Raw genomic sequence first — 17,879 nt, 5'->3', positions numbered from 1 at the left:
AAAAGGGGTTCATACCACGGTCGGCCGACTCCGACCACACCGCTTATTCCCCTTTTTATCATGGCATTAGATGAAATAGCGAACCGATTATTGGTTAATAAGGAGCCTGTAATGCCAGCACATCGCCCGCTATTGTCTATCGCCTGCGCGGCCCGTTCTCTCCTTAACGGTGACGACCCGCTCTGCGTTTATATGGAAAAAGCGATCGCGGGCTGCTCCTAAAAAAACCGATTGCGGCCCCCTGCAATAAATCTGTATATTTAGCCAGTATTTTTCATGGAGATGCAGCTAATGTACGTAGAGTTGGTTTACGATAAAAGAAACGTGAGCGGGTTACCCAACGCGGCGGAGCAAATTAAAAACGAACTCGCCAAACGCATTCATCGGGTCTTTCCGGACGCGGAAATCAAGATAAAACCGATGCAAGCCAACGCCATCAATTCCAACGCCAGCAAACAGGATAAATCCACCATTAACCGGATTATCGAAGAGATGTTTAACGAAGCCGACGAATGGCTGACGCCGGAATAATGACGGTCAGGCCGGTTTCCCGGGTCTATCGCGGCACCGCTTCGCCGCCGCAAACGCCATCATGAGCCGCTAACCAGATCGTTGCCGGGTACGCCTGACCGGCATCCCGTTCCCGGCCGGTTCGCAGGCTGCCGGCGGCCACAGCACAGGCCAAAGGCCACAAGATAGGCCGAAGGCCAAAATATTGTTATACCACCTCGGCACCTGACTGACAGGTTAATAGGCTGTATTTAAAAGCAAAAAAACCTATTATTGCTGTCACTTTCTCTTTCCTTCCCCACAAATTCGTGAGCGGTATAACAGATACCAGTAAACGTAACCAACATAAGAAATTCCGCAATAGTCTCCCATTCAACTAACCACAACAATAAGCGGGAACGGAGCAAACGTTGCTTTTATACCCACAATATTCGCGTTGCGTTGACCCTTAAGGGCAATGCTCCTTTTATGGACCGGGTAATCAAACCGACACGACTGCAACGCGGAGTATGACGGGATATCCATCATCGGAGTTTCCAATGACTAACAATAACAAGTTGAGCACGGCGGATAATAAGCTGAGCACGGCGGAAAAAATCGGTTTCGGTATGGGAGACGCGGCCTGCGGCATCGTCTATTCCTCGGTGACCATGTTCCTGACCTATTTTTATACCGATATTTACGGCATTTCCGCGGCGGCGGTGGGCGTAATGTTTCTGGTAACCCGCGTACTGGACGCCGTCATCGACCCTATGATCGGCCTGCTGGCCGACCGAACCCGCACCCGCTGGGGACATTTTCGCCCCTGGCTTATCTGGTTCGCGGTCCCGTACGCCGTCATTGCTGTTCTGACCTACACCACGCCGGACCTGGCCGGCACCGGGAAACTGGTTTACGCCTACATCACCTACACCCTGTTGATGATGTTCTACACCTTCATCAACATTCCCTACTGTTCGCTGGGCGGGGTCATCACCACCGATGAAAAAGACCGGCTTTCCGCCCAGTCTTACCGCTTCACCATCTCCTCCGCCGCCGGGCTGCTGGTGTCGGTGGGAACCCTGTGGCTGGTGGACTGGATCGGCCGCGGCGATAAGCAACTCGGTTATCAGGGCACCATGGCGATAATGGGCGTTCTGGCCGTCATCATGCTGGTTTTCTGCTTTTTCACCACCCAGGAGCGGATCAATCCGCAGGTGGATCAAGGGCAGAACGTCTGGGACGATGTGAAAAATCTGCTGAGTAACGACCAGTGGCGCATCGTCGCCGTCATTACCTTTTTCTCCAGCATGGCGGGCGTGATGCGCGGCGCGGCCACGCTGTACTATGCCACCTACCTGATGGCCGGCCCGGAGCACAGCGGTCCCGCCGGCACCGCGATGAAAAGCGCGTTTATCACCACCAGCGTGGTCGGCACCATTATCGGCGCCATGCTGGCCGGTTATTTCGCCAAACGCTATCGCAGCCTCAGCCTGTTCAAAAACATCAACCTGCTGCTGGTCATTACCGGCGTGGTGCTGTTTCTGGTGCCGCCCACCTGGCTTGCGGTGGTGTTTCCGCTCTATTTCCTGATCGGTTTCTTCCACCAGATGTATCAACCGTTTAAGTGGAACATGATGGCTAACGCCGCCGACTACGGCGAATGGAAAACCGGCCGTCGCATCACCGGGCTGTCTTTCTCCGGCAATCTGTTCGCCCTCAAGCTGGGAATGGCGGTCGCCGGGGCGCTGGTCGGGTTCGCTCTGGGCTGGTTCGGCTATGTGGCGGGGTCGCCCACCCAGACGTCGCTTGCCACCACCGGCATTATCGGCCTGCTGAGTATTGGCCCGTCGCTGTCCTACCTGATTCTGTACTGGCTGACCCGTTTCTATAAACTGGATGACAAGACCATGGCACAGATCCAGACCGACCTCGCGCGCCGTCACGCCACACCGCAGCCGGCGACAGAGCAGGACGACGGCGTCAATCCCCATTTGACCCCGCGTGGCGCGGCCTGACAGCGAAGGAGAGAAGATCAACGTGGAACCTTCACTACCAACATCCCCCTGGAACCCGGATCGGGGCGACGGCCGCTACCGTAACCCCATTTTGTTCGCCGACTATTCAGACCCCGACATCGTGCGGGTGGGCGAGGATATTTATCTGGTGTCGTCCAGTTTTAACCATATGCCGGCGCTGCCGATCCTGCATTCGCGGGATCTGGTGAACTGGACGCTGATCAACCATGTGTTTGCGCGTTTCGACCTGCCGGGTTACGAGCGGTTTCAACCGGGGAAAGGCGTCTGGGCGCCCAGCATCCGCTACCATGCCGGGAAATTCTGGGTGTTTTTCAGCACGCCGGACGAAGGGATCTTCATGTGTCAGGCCGACGATCCGCGCGGAGACTGGAGCGCGCCGCATTGCGTGCAGCCAGCCAAAGGCTGGATCGATCCCTGTCCATTCTGGGACGACGACGGCAGCGCCTGGCTGGTTCACGCCTTTGCCTTCAGCCGCAGCGGGCGCAAGCACCAGCTACAATTGTGCCGGATGAGCAGCGACGGCCGTCAACTGCTGGATGAAGGCCGGATTATCGTCGACGGCACCGCCACTCAGCCGACGCTGGAAGGCCCCAAACTCTATAAGCGCAACGGCTGGTACTACATTTTTGCTCCGGCCGGCGGCGTGCCCACCGGCTGGCAAACGGTGCTGCGCGCCGCTTCGCTACAGGGGCCGTGGCAGGCGCGCGTGGCGCTGCATCAGGGGCGCTCCGCCGTTAACGGCCCTCATCAGGGCGGCTGGGTGGAGCTGGAAAACGGCGAGAGCTGGTTCGTGCATTTTCAGGATCGTCACACCTACGGCCGCGTGGTACACCTGCAACCGATGCGCTGGCAGGATGACTGGCCGTTGATCGGCGCGCAATCGGGCGACGGCGGCCCGGGCGAGCCGGTGGAGGACGCGGCCATGCCGGCCGTCAGCGCAGACAACATCCGCGCCCAACCGGCGACCGGCGACGATTTCACCGCCGACCGGCTCGGCCTACAGTGGCAATGGCAGGCGAATCCCGACGCAGGCTGGTACGAACTGTGCCGGCCGGGGTTGCGACTGTTTTGCCAGCCGATGCCGCAGCGTCATGGCGCGCCGTCCTGGTATGACGTTCCCAACCTGCTGATGCAGAAATTTCCGGCGGAAACCTTCACGGTCACCACCCGGCTGCAGGCGGCGCTGGAAAACGTGGGCGATCGCTGCGGGCTGATGGTTTACGGCGAGCGCTTCGCTTTTCTGGGGCTGGAAAAAACGGCGGACGGCGTGGCGCTGACAAGCGGCTATGGCTGGATGACCGATGCGCAGGAACTGCGCCAGTACGCTGGGCCAGCATTACCGGTTGGAGAAGAAGCGCACACGCTTGAACTGCGGGTGACGGTGCTGCCGAACGCACGCTGCCAGTTCGCGTGGCGCACGCCTGACGGCGGTTTCGCCCCGGTCGGGGAGCCTTTCGCCGCCGGGCCGGGAAAATGGGTGGGGGCCAAAATCGGGCTGTATGCGCTGTCGTTACCGGAACAGCGCGGGCCGGGCCGCGTCGACGTCGATTTTTTCCACGTTACGCCCTGAACGCCGATTACGCGGCCCGCATCCGGGCCGCAACCATCAGGCTATCACCCGCATTGGACCGCTGCCAGCGGTCACGCCTAATAGCGACAGCCGCTAAATAACGCCCCGCGGACAAGAAAAAAGCACCGCCTAGTAATACTCGATTTTGGTGGTATGCGTCAGGGTGGTGACCGTCTGTGCGGCGCCTTTGCCGTTCGAGACTAGCACCTGACACAAACGCGGATTGAAATGCTGGTCATACTGGCAGCTGGTGCGGGTCACGCTGACCTGTTCATCGTTTTCCGTCACGACGACGGTGGCATCCAGCCGCTTTTGCGCCGGAGCATCGTTACGCATCTCAACCTTGGTCACTTTGCCGTTTTCCGGCGAAACAAATGTCATGCTGACCGGGAAGCCGTCGTCATCGTAGCGATAGCTCGCCAGCGGCGTCGGCTTATCGCGGTAGACCACTTCGGCGATGGCGTATTTGTCGTTCGAACGGTAGCTCAGGCGGCCATCGGTGGTCTTCGCCAGTTGGCAGTGATCGGTCAGTTGAAACAGCGCCTGGCGATCGCTCTGCTCCACCAGCGTCTGCCCGTTACGCACCAGATCCAGATCGAGATTCATCGACGGCTGATAAGTGCGCAGCGCGGCGAGGCACCCTTCGGCATCAAACTCGCCTTCGACATAGGCCGTCACTTTGCCGGCGTCGTCGGTCTGGGTTTGCGTAAAGCGTTTGACCTTTCCCCGCAGCGCGTCGAAGCCAAAAATATTGGAAAGCCCGGCCAGTACCGGGTTCACCGGCTCCGCGGCCGGTTTCAGGTCACACCCGGCCAGTAATACCGAGCCCGCCAGCAGCGTGGCGCGTAGTTTCATAGTCCTTATCCTGGATACCCGTTGAATCGCGTCAGTTTACGCCAATTCCAAAAGAGAGGATAAAGATAACTCTCCATCACTCTTGGGAAGCAAAAAATGGCAAGCGACATACTGGCTATTGCCGCTATCGGCGGGGTACTGGCGCTCGGCGCCATGAGTCCGGGGCAAAGTTTCATTCTGGTCGCACGTACCGCGTTGGCCTCATCGCGACGCACTAGTATTGCCGTTTCACTGGGGATGGGCGCCGGGGCGGCCATCTTCGCGCTGGTGGCGCTGCTGCTGTCATCAAGCAGGCCGCGCAGCGCCTATCTGCGGTTCAAGACCGTGTTTGATCGCCTCAGCGGCACCGTGATAGCCGCACTGGGTATCAGGCTACTGCTGCAAAAGTAAGACACAAAAACCAGACGGCGCCGCTTATACCGTCGCCATCATAGGCGATGGCATCATGTAGACGGCAACGGTTTCCTGCTGCTGGCGGGCAGTCAGAAACACATGGCGCATCCCCAGTGAATGAAAACCGCATTTGAGCAATACCCGGCCGGACGCCACGTTCTGCGGCAAATGGCAGCCGTAGATTTTCTCGATGCTCAGTTGGCTAAAGGCGAACTGGCATAACGCACGGCTGGCTTCGGTGCCGAATCCTCGTTGCCGGAAGTCGGCACCCAGCCAGTAACCGATTTCCGGCTGGTCGGTTTCCAGCGACACCAGCGAAATCGAACCAATCAGCTGCTGACTCTGCGATAAACAGATGGCGTAGGCCACGCCTTTGCGCTGCTCCCAATTGCCCTGTAAATCGGCAACCCAGTTGGCTACCGTCTCACGCGGGCAAGGATAGGGAATCAACATGGTCATGGCGGAAATATCGGGGGTGCTATTTAGCAGAGCGCAGACATCAGTGACGTCCGCCGCCTGCAACGGTCGCAATACCAGATGCTCGGTAGTCAGGATAGGTTGCCGCATCAGATTCTCCTCATCAGTCGCATCCCGTCGTCATATCCACGGGCGCTCTGTTCAGTGGCATCATGGCGGAGAATGGTTCCAGCCGGCGGCAATAGCGCCGGCCTACAGCAAAGATAGCCTGCCGCCCTGATATCGTCTGTCAGCGACCATCAGGAATACAGGCTGTTCGCCGCCTGCTCGCTCTCCTCGCGGGAATAGCCCCCGTAGGTCATGGCGGCGACAAAAGAGGCGCGGTCAGTTTTGGGGTAAACCTTTTCATTCAGCACTAGTCGACCAACCTCTTCCGGCGTCAGTTGCGGAAACTGTTCGTGAATGCCGCCCACCACATCCCGACTGGCGTAGCCAAGCATGCGGATAATGGCCGCAATCTCCAGCGGCGAGGTTTCATCCTGGTAGGTAGAGTGAATCACATCGGCTATCAGTTTCGAGGTCAGCACGTTTACTTTGGACACATCGCTATAACGACTACCCAGAGATTGAACAATATGATTGATGGCTTCTTCCGGTCCATAGCCTCTTTCACGGATTCTGGCTAATACCGATACCATTTTGTCTCTCAGATCGATAAACATAGTGCTGTTCCTTCGTCAAAGTCGATAATCAACCCGAAGAGCGCGAAGACTATCCCTGAGGTATGAACAGATTTCCTTAATGGTCGCGTCTGGGATTTTTCTGCCGGCCTGACGCTCACGCCCGCATCAGGAGGTGTCCGGCGCTTTATTTCAGCATAGGCGCAGATGCCTATCCTTCCACTGGCATTTCCCGCTTTGCGGGCGAATGTCGGATTTTTAATCGGACAGCGCCACGCTCTTGTCTGGCTGTACGATAATAGGTGATATAACCTGATTTTATTAACGATACATTAACACCGCTGTTTATCACCAGCGCCCTATTCCCGCGCAGGAATGTGAACGCCGGCGCAGAGGATCTGCCGCAACGTACCCGGTTGGGAACTGCACAGTGCCCCCTAAACTGCTATTATATTGCCGGCCAGTGGCGCTGCCATACACACCTTGAAACAACTCAGCGGGCTATAATCGGTCAAAAAAATTCGCCGGGCAGCGATAATAGCCGCCACGCAGCAGGTCATCGTTCAGCAACAAAGAAGGTTAAGTCATGATCACCACCGACGGTAATAACGCGGTCGCTTCGGTCGCCTGGCGAACCAATGAAGTTATCGCTATCTACCCCATTACTCCCAGCTCCACCATGGCCGAACAAGCGGCCGCCTGGTCGAGCGACGAACGCAAGAATATCTGGGGAGATACACCTCGGGTGGTTGAGATGCAATCCGAAGCCGGCGCCATCGCCACCGTGCACGGCGCATTACAGACCGGCGCGCTGTCCACGACCTTTACTTCCTCGCAGGGCCTGCTGCTGATGATCCCGACGCTGTACAAGCTGGCCGGTCAGTTGACGCCGTTTGTGCTGCATGTCGCCGCCCGTACCGTGGCGACTCATGCGTTGTCCATTTTCTGCGACCATTCGGATGTGATGGCGGTGCGCCAGACCGGTTGCGCCATGCTGTGCGCCAGCAACGTGCAGGAAGCGCAGGACTTCGCGCTGATTTCCCAGATGGCGAGCCTCAACAGCCGTCTGCCGTTTATTCATTTCTTCGACGGCTTTCGCACCTCGCACGAAATCAACAAGATCGAACCGCTGAGCGATGCGCAGTTGCACGCGCTGTTGCCGCAGGCGGCGATTGATGCGCATCGTGAGCGGGCGCTTACTCCTGAGCGTCCGGTGATTCGCGGCACCGCCTCCAACCCGGATACCTTCTTCCAGGCGCGAGAAGCCACCAACCCGTGGTACAACGCGGCATTCGGCCACGTGGAACAGGCGATGGACGACTTCGCCCGCGAAACCGGCCGCCAATACCAGCCGTTCGAGTATTACGGCCATCCGGACGCGACCCGCGTTATCGTGATGATGGGCTCCGGCGTCGGCACCTGTGAAGAGGTGATCGACACCCTGCTGACACGCGGCGAAAAAGTCGGCGTGGTGAAGGTTCGGCTGTACCGGCCGTTCTCCGCGCAGCATCTGCTGGCGGCGATTCCGCCAGGCGCGCAGTCCATCGCGGTGCTGGACCGCACCAAAGAACCCGGCGCGCAGGCTGAACCGCTGTATCTGGACGTGATGACCGCGCTGGCGGAGGCGTTCTCACGAGGTGAGCGCCCACTTATGCCGAAGGTAATCGGCGGCCGCTACGGCCTGTCGTCGAAAGAATTCACCCCGCAGTGTGTCGAAGCAACCTATAAAGAGTTAGCGCTTACCAACCCCAGAGCGCGTTTTACCGTCGGTATTTATGACGATATCACCCACCTGTCGTTGCCGCTGTCCGACCAGCCGATGCCGACCCAGGCGTCGCTGGAAGCGCTGTTCTACGGGCTTGGCAGCGACGGCACCGTATCCGCCGCCAAAAACTCGATCAAAATCGTCGGTAATTCGACCCCGCTGTTCGTGCAGGGCTATTTCGTTTACGACTCCAAAAAAGCCGGCAGCCTGACGGTTTCCCACATGCGCGTCGGCCCGCACCCGATTCATTCCGCCTACCTGATTGAACAGGCGGATTTCGTGGCCTGCCATCAATGGCAGTTCATCGACAAATACAGCATGGTGGAGCGCCTGAAACCGGGCGGCATCTTCCTTATCAACACGCCTTACAGCGCCGACGACCTGTGGCACCGGCTGCCGCAGGAAGTGCAGGCCGGGCTGAACCAGCGTCAGGCGCGGGTGTTTTGCATCAATGCGGCGAAAATCGCCCGCGAATGCCAGTTGGGCGCACGCATCAACACCGTGATGCAGATGGCGTTCTTCCATCTGACGCAAATCCTGCCGGGCGACGACGCGCGCGACAAACTGCGCGCCGCCATCGCCAGCAGCTACGGCAGCAAAGGCCAGGAGCTGGTGGAACGCAACTGGCGGGCGCTGGATGCGACGCTGGCTGCGCTGGAAGCGGTGGCGCTGGAGCCGGTGAACCCGGACAGCCCGTGCCGCCCGCCGGTGGTGTCCGACGCCGCGCCCGACTTCGTCAAAACCGTCACCGCCGCGATGCTGGCCGGTCTGGGCGACAGCCTGCCGGTGTCCGCCCTGCCGCCGGACGGCACCTGGCCGGTCGGCACCACCCAGTGGGAAAAGCGCAACATCGCCGAAGAGATTCCGCTGTGGAAACCGGATCTGTGTACCCAGTGCAACCACTGCGTGGCCGCCTGCCCGCACTCCGCCATCCGCGCCAAGGTGGTGCCCGCCGATGCGATGGCTCGCGCCCCGGAATCGCTGCAGTCGCTGGATGTCAAAGCCCGCGACATGCGCGGTCAGAAATACGTGTTGCAGGTCGCGCCGGAAGACTGCACCGGCTGTAACCTGTGCGTGGAAGTGTGCCCGGCCAAAGATCGCCAGAATCCGGAAATCAAGGCCATCAACATGGAACCGCGTCTGGACCATGTGGCGACCGAGAAAACCCATTACGATTTCTTCCTTAAACTGCCGGAAATCGACCGCAGCAAACTGGAGCGTATCGATATTCGCACCTCGCAGTTGATCACACCGCTGTTCGAGTACTCCGGCGCCTGTTCCGGCTGCGGTGAAACCCCATATATCAAGCTGCTGACCCAGCTGTACGGCGATCGCCTGCTGGTGGCCAACGCTACCGGCTGTTCCTCGATTTACGGCGGCAACCTGCCGACGACGCCCTGGACCACCGACGCCAACGGCCGCGGGCCGGCATGGGCCAACTCGCTGTTTGAAGACAACGCCGAATTCGGGCTGGGCTTCCGCCTGAGCGTCGACCAGCATCGCCAGCGCGCTCTGCGTCTGCTGGAGCAGCTCAAGCCGCAACTGCCCGCCGACCTGGTGGCCGACCTGCTGGAAGACTCTGTTGCCGCCGATGCGCGCCGTGAACAGATTGCCCGCCTGCGTCAGTCACTCAGCGCCATCGATAGCGCCGACGCCCGCCAGTTGGCGGCGGAAGCCGATCATCTGGTGGACAAATCCATCTGGTTGATTGGCGGCGACGGCTGGGCCTACGACATCGGCTACGGCGGCCTCGACCACGTGATGAGCCTGTCGGAAAACGTTAACGTGCTGGTGCTCGACACCCAGTGTTATTCCAACACCGGCGGCCAGCAGTCCAAAGCCACCCCGCTCGGCGCCGTCACCAAGTTTGGCGAGAATGGCAAACGCAAGGCGCGCAAAGACCTCGGCATCAACGTGATGATGTACGGCCACGTCTACGTGGCGCAGATCTCGCTGGGTGCCCAGCTTAACCAGACGGTGAAAGCGATTCAGGAAGCGGAAGCCTGGCCGGGCCCGTCGCTGATCATCGCCTACAGCCCTTGCGAAGAGCACGGTTACGATCTGGCATTCAGCCACGACCAGATGCGCCAGTTGACCGCCACCGGTTTCTGGCCGCTGTATCGCTTCGACCCGCGTCGTACGGCGGAAGGCAAACCGGCGCTGGTGACGGACTCCCGTCCGCCGTCAGCCAGCCTGAGCGAAACCCTGCTCAACGAGCAACGCTTCCGCCGGCTCAATAACCAGCAGCCGGAAGCCGCTGCCCTGCTGTATGAAGAAGCCGAGGCGGACCTGCGCCGTCGCTATGACTTCCTAACTCTGATGGCGGGCAAGGCGGAGAAAAACCCCCAGGAATAACCCGCTCACGCGGATCACTCAGGGAGCGGGAAACCGCTCCCTGATTCTTTCCAGCACGTGCCGACCATGCCGTTCGTTCCCTTTATTTGTCGCCCAATTTCCCCACGCCCGATGCTTATAATGTAATTGATTGTACATCTGGTTTTCCTGCCGCCCTTCTGCACATATAATGCGCATCCGGACTTATTGTACCGGATAACAACAATTCCTTTGCCGCAATGGCTTTTAACACTCAACAAAGATATGAAAATGAGTATTCGCGCGATCCTGACACTAGTTGTGGCGGCGGCTGCTTTCAGCCAGACAGCACTCGCCGTGGTTTATCCATTACCAGCCCCGAATAGCCGGCTGGTGGGTGAAAATATCCAAGTCACTATTCCCAGCGATAGCACCGATGCGCTGGAACACTTTGCCGCTCAGTACCAGATGGGCCTGAGCAACCTGCTGGAAGCCAACCCGGGCATTGACGTTTATCTGCCAAAACCGGGAAGCACCATGACCGTGCCGCAGCAACTGATTCTCCCTGACGCACCGCGCGAAGGCATTGTGATCAACAGTGCCGAAATGCGTCTGTATTACTACCCGAAAGGTTCCAAAACCGTGGTGGTGTTGCCGATCGGCATCGGCCAGCTCGGTAAAGACACCCCGATCAATTGGGTGACTTCGGTTCAACGCAAGAAAGAGCGCCCGACCTGGACGCCGACCGCCGCCATGCACGCAGAATACGCCGCCCGCGGTGAATTCCTGCCTCAGGTCTACCCGGCCGGCCCGGACAACCCGATGGGGCTGTACGCGCTTTACATCGGCAACCTGTACGCCATCCACGGCACCAACGCCAACTTCGGCATCGGCCTGCGCGTCAGCCACGGTTGCGTGCGTCTGCGCGACAAAGACATCAAGTACCTGTTCGACCATGTTCCGGTCGGCACCCGCGTTCAGTTCATCAACGAGCCGGTAAAAGCCACCGTGGAGCCGGACGGTTCACGTTATGTCGAAGTTCATAACCCGCTGTCCCGTACCGAGGAAGAGTTCAACTCCGACACGCCGGTTCCGCTGAAGTTGACCCCGGCGGTGACCAAGGTGCTGGCGGACGCCAGCGTCAGTGAAAGCACGGTGAATCAGGCACTGCAAAATCGTATCGGTATGCCGACGAAAGTGAACGGCCCGGCGGAAAACGTCGCGCCGATCGAACCAGCCGTACCTGCGGCGCCGCAGGCGCCGGTCATCCAGCAGACCAACACGCCGGCAACGCCGGATAATGCACAACCGGCGGCGCCTCAGGCCCAGCCGGCGATCACCGATGCCGCGCCGGCAGCCGCTGCGGCGACTGACGCCAGCAAATCCTGATCGATTCCCAGGTTATCATCCTGTTCACAGGGCAGCGTAAGCTGCCCTGTTTGTTTTTGGTTGATGGTTGATTCCTTGGCGTAACCTAATTTCATTCCGCGTGACTATCATTGATATATCCTAAATAAGTCGAGTGGCAGGACAACACGCCGACGTGTTGAACAACGCTCGCGTTGGCCCAGCTAACCGCGCCGACGACTCGAATCTTCCTTCATGATCAACTCCTTGAGTTTTTCAATCTGCCGGCCTTCTTCATCGAAATTATGTTCATCGAGCCACTGCGCGTACGCCGCCCGCAACGCGGGATATTCGCCGTCAATGATTGAATGCCACGCTGTATCGCGGTTGCGCTGATGTGTAACAATTGCCTGACGGAAAATCCCTTCGAACGTGAAGCCATAGCGCAACGCAGCGGCTCGAGAGGGAGCGTTTAGCGAATCGCATTTCCATTCAAAGCGGCGATAGCCAAGGTCTTCAAAAACGTACTTCAGCAGAAGCGACATGGCCTCCGTCGACAAACGCGTGCGTTTCATACGTTGAGAATACGTGACATAGCCAACCTCAATCACACCGTTTGGCACATCAATACGCATGAGGGCAAGCGTACCGACCGCCTTACCGCTAACCTGGTCCACCACCGCATAATGCATTGGGTCGGCTAACGTTGAGGCGGCGGTTAAATAGATGCGATAAGCCTCGAACGTGTCAAATGGGCCATCAAAGAGGTAGGTCCAATCACGTAAATCATGAGCGTCCTTATACGCGTCATAGAGATCGGCGGCATGGCGTTCAGCATCAACGCGTTCGAGCCGGCAATAGCGGCCAACAAGAGGTTGGCCACCGGGAGGCTGCGCGCCTTGCCAGTCCGGCAGGGCGTTACCAATAGGCTGCTGGTACTCATTCAATCTAACGACCATTTACTTACCTTGCTCTGGAAAGGCGTGAGTTGTTACCAAGATAAGGCAATGCTGGTATCTTAAAAAGGTCCACAAACCGTCACTTTTTTAGGTCCACACCATGATTAACATCATCGGTGCTTTAAAGCCTGGCGCAGTCACACCGACTGGCGAACCCATTTCGTTGCAAAAGCAGCTGATAGGGCGTTTGCAGCAAGGGATCCTATCTGGAAGATTGCCGGCAGGCTCGCTGCTTCCCTCCTCACGAGCACTTGCCGAGGAACTTGGCGTGTCACGCAACACCGTGGTGATTGCGTACGATCATCTGGCGGCGGAAGGGTATGTGCTGGCCAACCGACAGGGCACGCGCGTGACCTCGTTAGCTAGCTATACAAGCCATGCTCAGGAACCAGATGCGGCGTGGGAACTCGTGTCGTTGGCGCGACGGCTAGCGCCATTTGTAGAAATCCGTCCGCAATCGTCACCCGAAGCGCTATTGTTGCCTGGGATGCCGGCTCTTGATCTTTTCCCGCTGGCGGCATGGCGCCGTTCGCTCCTGCGCGCAACGGGGCGTGCATTACCTCAGATGCTCGGATACGGCACACCCGCTGGCGAGCCAGCATTGCGCGATGCGATCGCCGCACATCTGCACATCACGCGCGGCGTGCGCTGTGACGGCTCACAGGTCGTTATCACCGAAGGGACTCAGGAAGCCCTGAATCTATGCGTCACCCTGCTAACGAACCCCGGCGATATCGCATGGGTCGAGGACCCTGGTTATCGTGGCGCGAAGGCGGCATTTTATGCCGGCGATCTGCGAACCATACCGGTTCGCGTAGACCAGGACGGCCTGGCGGTGCCTCCGGAAACATGGCGTAACTATCCCCCGACGCTCATCTACACATCGCCAGCTCATCAGTATCCCACTGGGGCCGTGCTATCAATTGCACGGCGGTTGGAATTGATAGCACAGGCAAAACGCGTGGGCGCGTGGTTAATTGAGGACGGCTACGACAGCGAATTCCGCCACGCTGGCGAGCCCATCGCGAGTATGCACGGACTTGTGCCCGATGCCCCGGTTCTCTACATCGGTTCGTTCAGTAAGACGATGTTTCCGGCACTGCGAATCGGCTTCGTAGTGCTTCCACGCAGCGTGATAAGTCAGGCTCAATCCACATTGCATGAACTGCTGCGCGGCGGCCATCGCTTCGAACAACTTGCGCTTGCGGACTTCATCAACAGCGGCGAATTCGGACGACACCTCGGTCGTATGCGACGTCTCTACCGTGAGCGCCAGCATGTGCTGCGCGATGCGCTGACGAAGCATTTCGCACAGGCGCAAATTCTCGGAGGCCACTCAGGGATGCATCTGACCTTAAGGTTGCCGCCACAAGTTGATGATCGTACGGTCGTCACAAGCGCGCAGCCACATGGAATCGCCGCGCATGCGTTGTCGACGTTCACAATCGCACCGACAGCAAAAGAAAACGGGCTCGTCATCGGCTACGGCAATACCCACGCAGAAGTCATCCCTGGCGCTGTGAGTACGCTTGCACAGCTGGTGCAGAAAGCCGCTCTTTCCTAACAGTTATTTCCATGACGTTGATTGATACCCCCGCGGTCATCCCGCCGGAGCATCTCTCCCCATCAAGCTTGCCGCCCCGTCATACACGATGATGTAAAGACGTGACTGAGATTAGCTGTCCGTTGCACTGCTGTTTATGATTCACTTCACAAAATCAATTGACTTATCATTAGTTGACTTGTTAACTAATAACATTTCATCTATCCCACGGATTTCATCATGTCACAGACCGAATCTTCCGCTCGTCGGCGCTTCGCCCTCCAGTTGGGTCAAACCTCCCGCTTATGGCGCCGGGTCATCGACCGGGAATTGCAACCGTATGGATTGACGCAGGCTACCTGGCTGCCGTTGCTATTCATCGCCCGCGAAGACACCCCCATCCACCAGAAAGCGCTGGCCGAATCGCTGGGGCTGGACGCTTCTGCGGTAGTGCGGGTGCTGGATAGTCTGCAAAAACAGGGATTTATCGAAAGACGTGAAGGCAACGATCGTCGTTTTCGCGAGATTCATCTCACCGCGCTCGGGCTTGAGCAGGTGGAGAAGGTGGAATCCATCGCCGGGCAGGTACGTAATCAGGCGCTGGCCGGGGTATCGGAACAGGATATCGAACAGGTCAGCCGGGTCATCCATCAGGTTATCAGCAATCTCTCCCGCACCGAAAACGGTCACTCATGAATATCCACGCATCCAAACTGGCGGGGTTCCGGCGTATGAGCCAACGCCAGCGTACCTTTTTGCTGGCAGGCGCCGCCTTGCTGTTGCTGGCGGTGCTCGTGCTGGCATACTGGTTTCATCAGCGTTTCACGCATATCGGCGAAACCGACGCCCGGGTCATGGGCGAAGTGATCTCGCTGGCCAGCCGGGAAAGCGGCTGGGTGACCGCCCGCCCCGTTATTGACGGCGACGCCATCCACAAAGATCAATTGCTGGCGCAGATCGACGATCGCGACGCCCGTTTGCGGCTGGCGGAGCAGGAAGGCAATCTGGCCGCCGCCGATGCTCAAATCAGCTACAGCCAGACGCAGCGTCAGGTCACCGATCTCACCACCCAGGCCTCGATGGATGAAGCGCGGGCGAAACTGGCGTCGAGCGACTCCGCCGTTAACAATGCTGGCTACCAACTCAGCCTGGCGCAGAATAACTTCCAGCGCGACGATCAGTTGCTGAAAAGCAACCTGACCGCCCGCAAAACCTGGGATGAGTCCCACACCACACTGCTACAGCGTCAGAGCGAATTGCGGGAAGCCGAAGCGCAGCGCCACGCTCAGCAGGCGGCGTTGAACAACACCGTGGCGCAGCGCAACACGTTGCAGGTGTTGGACCGACAGATCGAGATGCAACGCCAGCAGCGAATCGCATTACAGGCGCAGGTGGATCAGCTCAAACAGGAAATCGCCGACCGGGCGTTGCGTTCTCCGGTGGATGGCGTGGTGGATCGCACCATTGTGAATGTGGGCAGTTACGTGCAGGCCGGACAGTGGATCATGCTGGTCCACGATCCGCGCAATCTGTGGGTCGAAGCCAACATCAAGGAAACCGCCATCGGTCGGGTGCGGGTCGGCCAAAAAGTAGATATTCAGGTGGACGCCTACCCGGACAAACATTTTAGCGGCCATGTGATCCGGGTCGGCGATGCGGCCACCAACCAGTTTGCGCTGTTACCGAGCCCGAACCCGTCCGGCAACTTCACCAAAATCACCCAGCGCGTGCCGGTGCGTATCGCGCTGGACAATCCGGAAAACGACAGCCCGGACAACCGTCTGAAACCGGGCCTGATGGCGGAAGTCAGCATCAATGTCGCCGATTGAAGCCCAGGCCGCCCGCTTCGGTCACCACTATCGCTGGCTGGCGACGGTCACCATCATGCTGGGTACCATCGCCACCACGGCCACGGCGACCATCGTCAATGTGGCGATGCGTGACATTATGGGCACCTTCGGTATGGGTCAGGATCAGGCGCAATGGCTGTCCACCGCCTTTCTGGCTTCCATGACCGCCACCATGTTGATCACCGCCTGGACGCTGGAACGCTTTGGCTACCGCGCCACCTATGTCGGCTCACTGGCGGTGTTCATCGCCGGCAGCCTGCTCGGCACCTTCAGCCAGAGCAGCGCCGAGGTGATCCTCGCCCGCATTCTCCAGGGCGGCGCCAGCGGCGTGATCCAGCCGCTGGCGATGATCATTATCTCGCAGGTGTTTCCGGTATCGGAACGCGGCAAGGCGATGGGCATTTACGGCGTCGGGGTGGTGCTGGCGCCCGCATTGGGGCCGGCCGCCGGCGGGCTGATGGTCGACCAGCTCGACTGGCGCGCGGTCTTCATGGTGGTGGTGCCGTTCTGTCTGGCCGGGATCGCCGCCGCGCTGGTGATCCTGCCGGCTAAAAGTGCGCAGACCGACATCACGCCCCGGCGTTTCGACACCCTGGGATTTATTCTGCTGGTGACGGCGCTGACCTCGCTGCTGGCCGGGCTGTCCAACGGGCAGCGCGAAGGCTGGGAGTCGTTCTTCATTCTCTGCCTGCTGACCACCGCCGTGATCGCCACGCTGGCGTTCATCATCCGCGAATTCACCACGCCGTATCCTCTGCTCAGCCTACGGGTGTTCGCCAACCCGGCGTTTACCTCCGGCTGTATCGTGGCGTTCGCGCTGGGCGCGGGTATCTACGGCTCGACTTACATCATCCCGCTATTCGTGCAAAGCATTCAGGGATACACCCCTACCCGCTCCGGTCTGCTGTTGATGCCGGCGGGGCTGGCGCTCGGCATGGTATTTCCGCTGGCGGGGTCGCTCAGCGACAAGCTCAAACCCCACCAGTTGGTGATTGCGGGCCTGCTGCTGTTCGGGCTGTCCTGCTGGCTGTCCAGCGCGGCGGACACCGATACCCCGTTCTGGACCATGGCCTGGTGGATTGTCATCGGCCGCGTCGGGCTCGGGGTGATGCTGCCCGCCATGAACGCCGGCGCGCTGCGGGCGCTGCCGCACGCGCAACTGGCGCAGGGCGCGGGCAGCCTCAATTTCGTCCGTCAGTTGGGCGGCGCGATGGGGGTCAACCTGCTGTCGGTATTTATCGAACGGCGCGCCACCTTCCACGGCCAGATGTTGGCGCAGTCGCTGACGCTGGACAATATCCGCAGCACCGACGCCATCCGCCAGCTCAGCCTGCTGTTCGGTCACGGCGGCAATCCGCTCGGCGACCCGCTTAGTACCAGCATCAACCCCGGCATCATGACCTATCTGGAGTCGGTGCTGGCGCCCAAAGCACAGATGTTCGCCTATCAGGATGGCTTTTTCATGGTGGCGATGTTCTTTTTTCTGGCGATATTGCCCGCCTGGTTTATCCGGCCGCGCCCGGTGCTGAACCCAACGTCGCCGCCCGGTGCGGCGAAGACGCCGGCATGATTCTGCGAACCGGCTTCAGAACACGCCATATGACAGTTGCCGCCCAACCGAAAGACCGCTAAGGTTGGGCGGTTAATTTTTCTCTTTTC

The 17,879-nt window shown here is 59.2% G+C and carries 14 protein-coding genes; 10 read left to right on the top strand and 4 right to left on the bottom strand.

Features of this window, described 5'->3' with window-relative positions; genetic code table 11:
- The first annotated feature begins 291 nt into the window (after nucleotides 1-291).
- The 3 genes from DDA898_RS04015 to DDA898_RS04005 all read left to right on the top strand — a co-directional run bounded on the left by DDA898_RS04015 (nucleotide 292) and on the right by DDA898_RS04005 (nucleotide 4,098).
- Nucleotides 292-531 (top strand): DinI family protein, encoded by a 240-nt coding sequence (locus DDA898_RS04015; protein ID WP_013316433.1) that lies wholly within the window; start codon nucleotides 292-294, stop codon nucleotides 529-531.
- Between the two features lie 518 nt (nucleotides 532-1,049).
- Entirely contained in the window at nucleotides 1,050-2,507 is a 1,458-nt protein-coding gene (locus DDA898_RS04010) for a glycoside-pentoside-hexuronide (GPH):cation symporter (RefSeq protein ID WP_038910281.1), read from the top strand.
- Nucleotides 2,508-2,529: 22 nt separating this feature from the next.
- The gene (locus DDA898_RS04005) at nucleotides 2,530-4,098 is read left to right on the top strand and encodes a glycoside hydrolase family 43 protein (protein WP_038912422.1); all 1,569 of its coding nucleotides are present in this window, start codon (nucleotides 2,530-2,532) and stop codon (nucleotides 4,096-4,098) included.
- 129 nt (nucleotides 4,099-4,227) lie between these two features.
- Here the strand turns inward: DDA898_RS04005 and DDA898_RS04000 are convergent, their stop codons facing one another.
- The gene (locus tag DDA898_RS04000) at nucleotides 4,228-4,953 is read right to left on the bottom strand and encodes a YnfC family lipoprotein (protein WP_038910279.1); all 726 of its coding nucleotides are present in this window, start codon (nucleotides 4,951-4,953) and stop codon (nucleotides 4,228-4,230) included.
- Between the two features lie 96 nt (nucleotides 4,954-5,049).
- Here DDA898_RS04000 and DDA898_RS03995 point away from each other — a divergent pair, with 96 nt between their 5' ends.
- Complete coding sequence (locus DDA898_RS03995; RefSeq protein WP_038910278.1) at nucleotides 5,050-5,343, top strand: LysE family translocator; 294 nt, start codon at nucleotides 5,050-5,052, stop codon at nucleotides 5,341-5,343.
- 24 nt (nucleotides 5,344-5,367) lie between these two features.
- Here the strand turns inward: DDA898_RS03995 and DDA898_RS03990 are convergent, their stop codons facing one another.
- Together DDA898_RS03990 and DDA898_RS03985 are read right to left on the bottom strand one after the other, a co-directional pair.
- Nucleotides 5,368-5,913 (bottom strand): GNAT family N-acetyltransferase, encoded by a 546-nt coding sequence (locus DDA898_RS03990; RefSeq protein WP_038910277.1) that lies wholly within the window; start codon nucleotides 5,911-5,913, stop codon nucleotides 5,368-5,370.
- A gap of 149 nt (nucleotides 5,914-6,062) precedes the next feature.
- Complete coding sequence (locus DDA898_RS03985; RefSeq protein WP_013316427.1) at nucleotides 6,063-6,485, bottom strand: hypothetical protein; 423 nt, start codon at nucleotides 6,483-6,485, stop codon at nucleotides 6,063-6,065.
- Between the two features lie 544 nt (nucleotides 6,486-7,029).
- Here DDA898_RS03985 and nifJ point away from each other — a divergent pair.
- Complete coding sequence (gene nifJ, locus DDA898_RS03980) at nucleotides 7,030-10,563, top strand: pyruvate:ferredoxin (flavodoxin) oxidoreductase (RefSeq protein WP_038910276.1); 3,534 nt, start codon at nucleotides 7,030-7,032, stop codon at nucleotides 10,561-10,563.
- Nucleotides 10,564-10,812: 249 nt separating this feature from the next.
- Nucleotides 10,813-11,910, top strand: a complete 1,098-nt coding sequence (locus DDA898_RS03975) for a L,D-transpeptidase family protein (protein ID WP_038910275.1) — start codon at nucleotides 10,813-10,815, stop codon at nucleotides 11,908-11,910.
- A 182-nt stretch (nucleotides 11,911-12,092) separates the two neighbouring features.
- Here the strand turns inward: DDA898_RS03975 and DDA898_RS03970 are convergent, their stop codons facing one another.
- Entirely contained in the window at nucleotides 12,093-12,827 is a 735-nt protein-coding gene (locus DDA898_RS03970; RefSeq protein ID WP_038910274.1) for a GNAT family N-acetyltransferase, read from the bottom strand.
- A 100-nt stretch (nucleotides 12,828-12,927) separates the two neighbouring features.
- Between DDA898_RS03970 and pdxR the strand changes: the two genes are divergently transcribed.
- The 4 genes from pdxR (at nucleotide 12,928) to DDA898_RS03950 (ending at nucleotide 17,790) form a co-directional block, all read left to right on the top strand.
- Complete coding sequence (gene pdxR, locus DDA898_RS03965; protein WP_038910273.1) at nucleotides 12,928-14,391, top strand: MocR-like pyridoxine biosynthesis transcription factor PdxR; 1,464 nt, start codon at nucleotides 12,928-12,930, stop codon at nucleotides 14,389-14,391.
- Between the two features lie 219 nt (nucleotides 14,392-14,610).
- Complete coding sequence (locus tag DDA898_RS03960; RefSeq protein WP_013316423.1) at nucleotides 14,611-15,066, top strand: MarR family winged helix-turn-helix transcriptional regulator; 456 nt, start codon at nucleotides 14,611-14,613, stop codon at nucleotides 15,064-15,066.
- Nucleotides 15,063-16,199, top strand: coding sequence for an HlyD family secretion protein (locus DDA898_RS03955; protein ID WP_038910272.1), 1,137 nt, complete (start codon nucleotides 15,063-15,065; stop codon nucleotides 16,197-16,199). The genes DDA898_RS03960 and DDA898_RS03955 overlap by 4 nt, the downstream gene beginning before the upstream one ends.
- Nucleotides 16,186-17,790 (top strand): DHA2 family efflux MFS transporter permease subunit, encoded by a 1,605-nt coding sequence (locus DDA898_RS03950; RefSeq protein WP_038910271.1) that lies wholly within the window; start codon nucleotides 16,186-16,188, stop codon nucleotides 17,788-17,790. The genes DDA898_RS03955 and DDA898_RS03950 overlap by 14 nt, the downstream gene beginning before the upstream one ends.
- The last annotated feature ends 89 nt before the right edge of the window (nucleotides 17,791-17,879 follow it).

The organism is Dickeya dadantii NCPPB 898 (assembly GCF_000406145.1).
Classification (GTDB): domain Bacteria; phylum Pseudomonadota; class Gammaproteobacteria; order Enterobacterales; family Enterobacteriaceae; genus Dickeya; species Dickeya dadantii.
The sequence above is the reverse complement of the archived record's forward strand: the minus strand, read 5'-3'. Positions and strand labels throughout refer to the sequence as shown.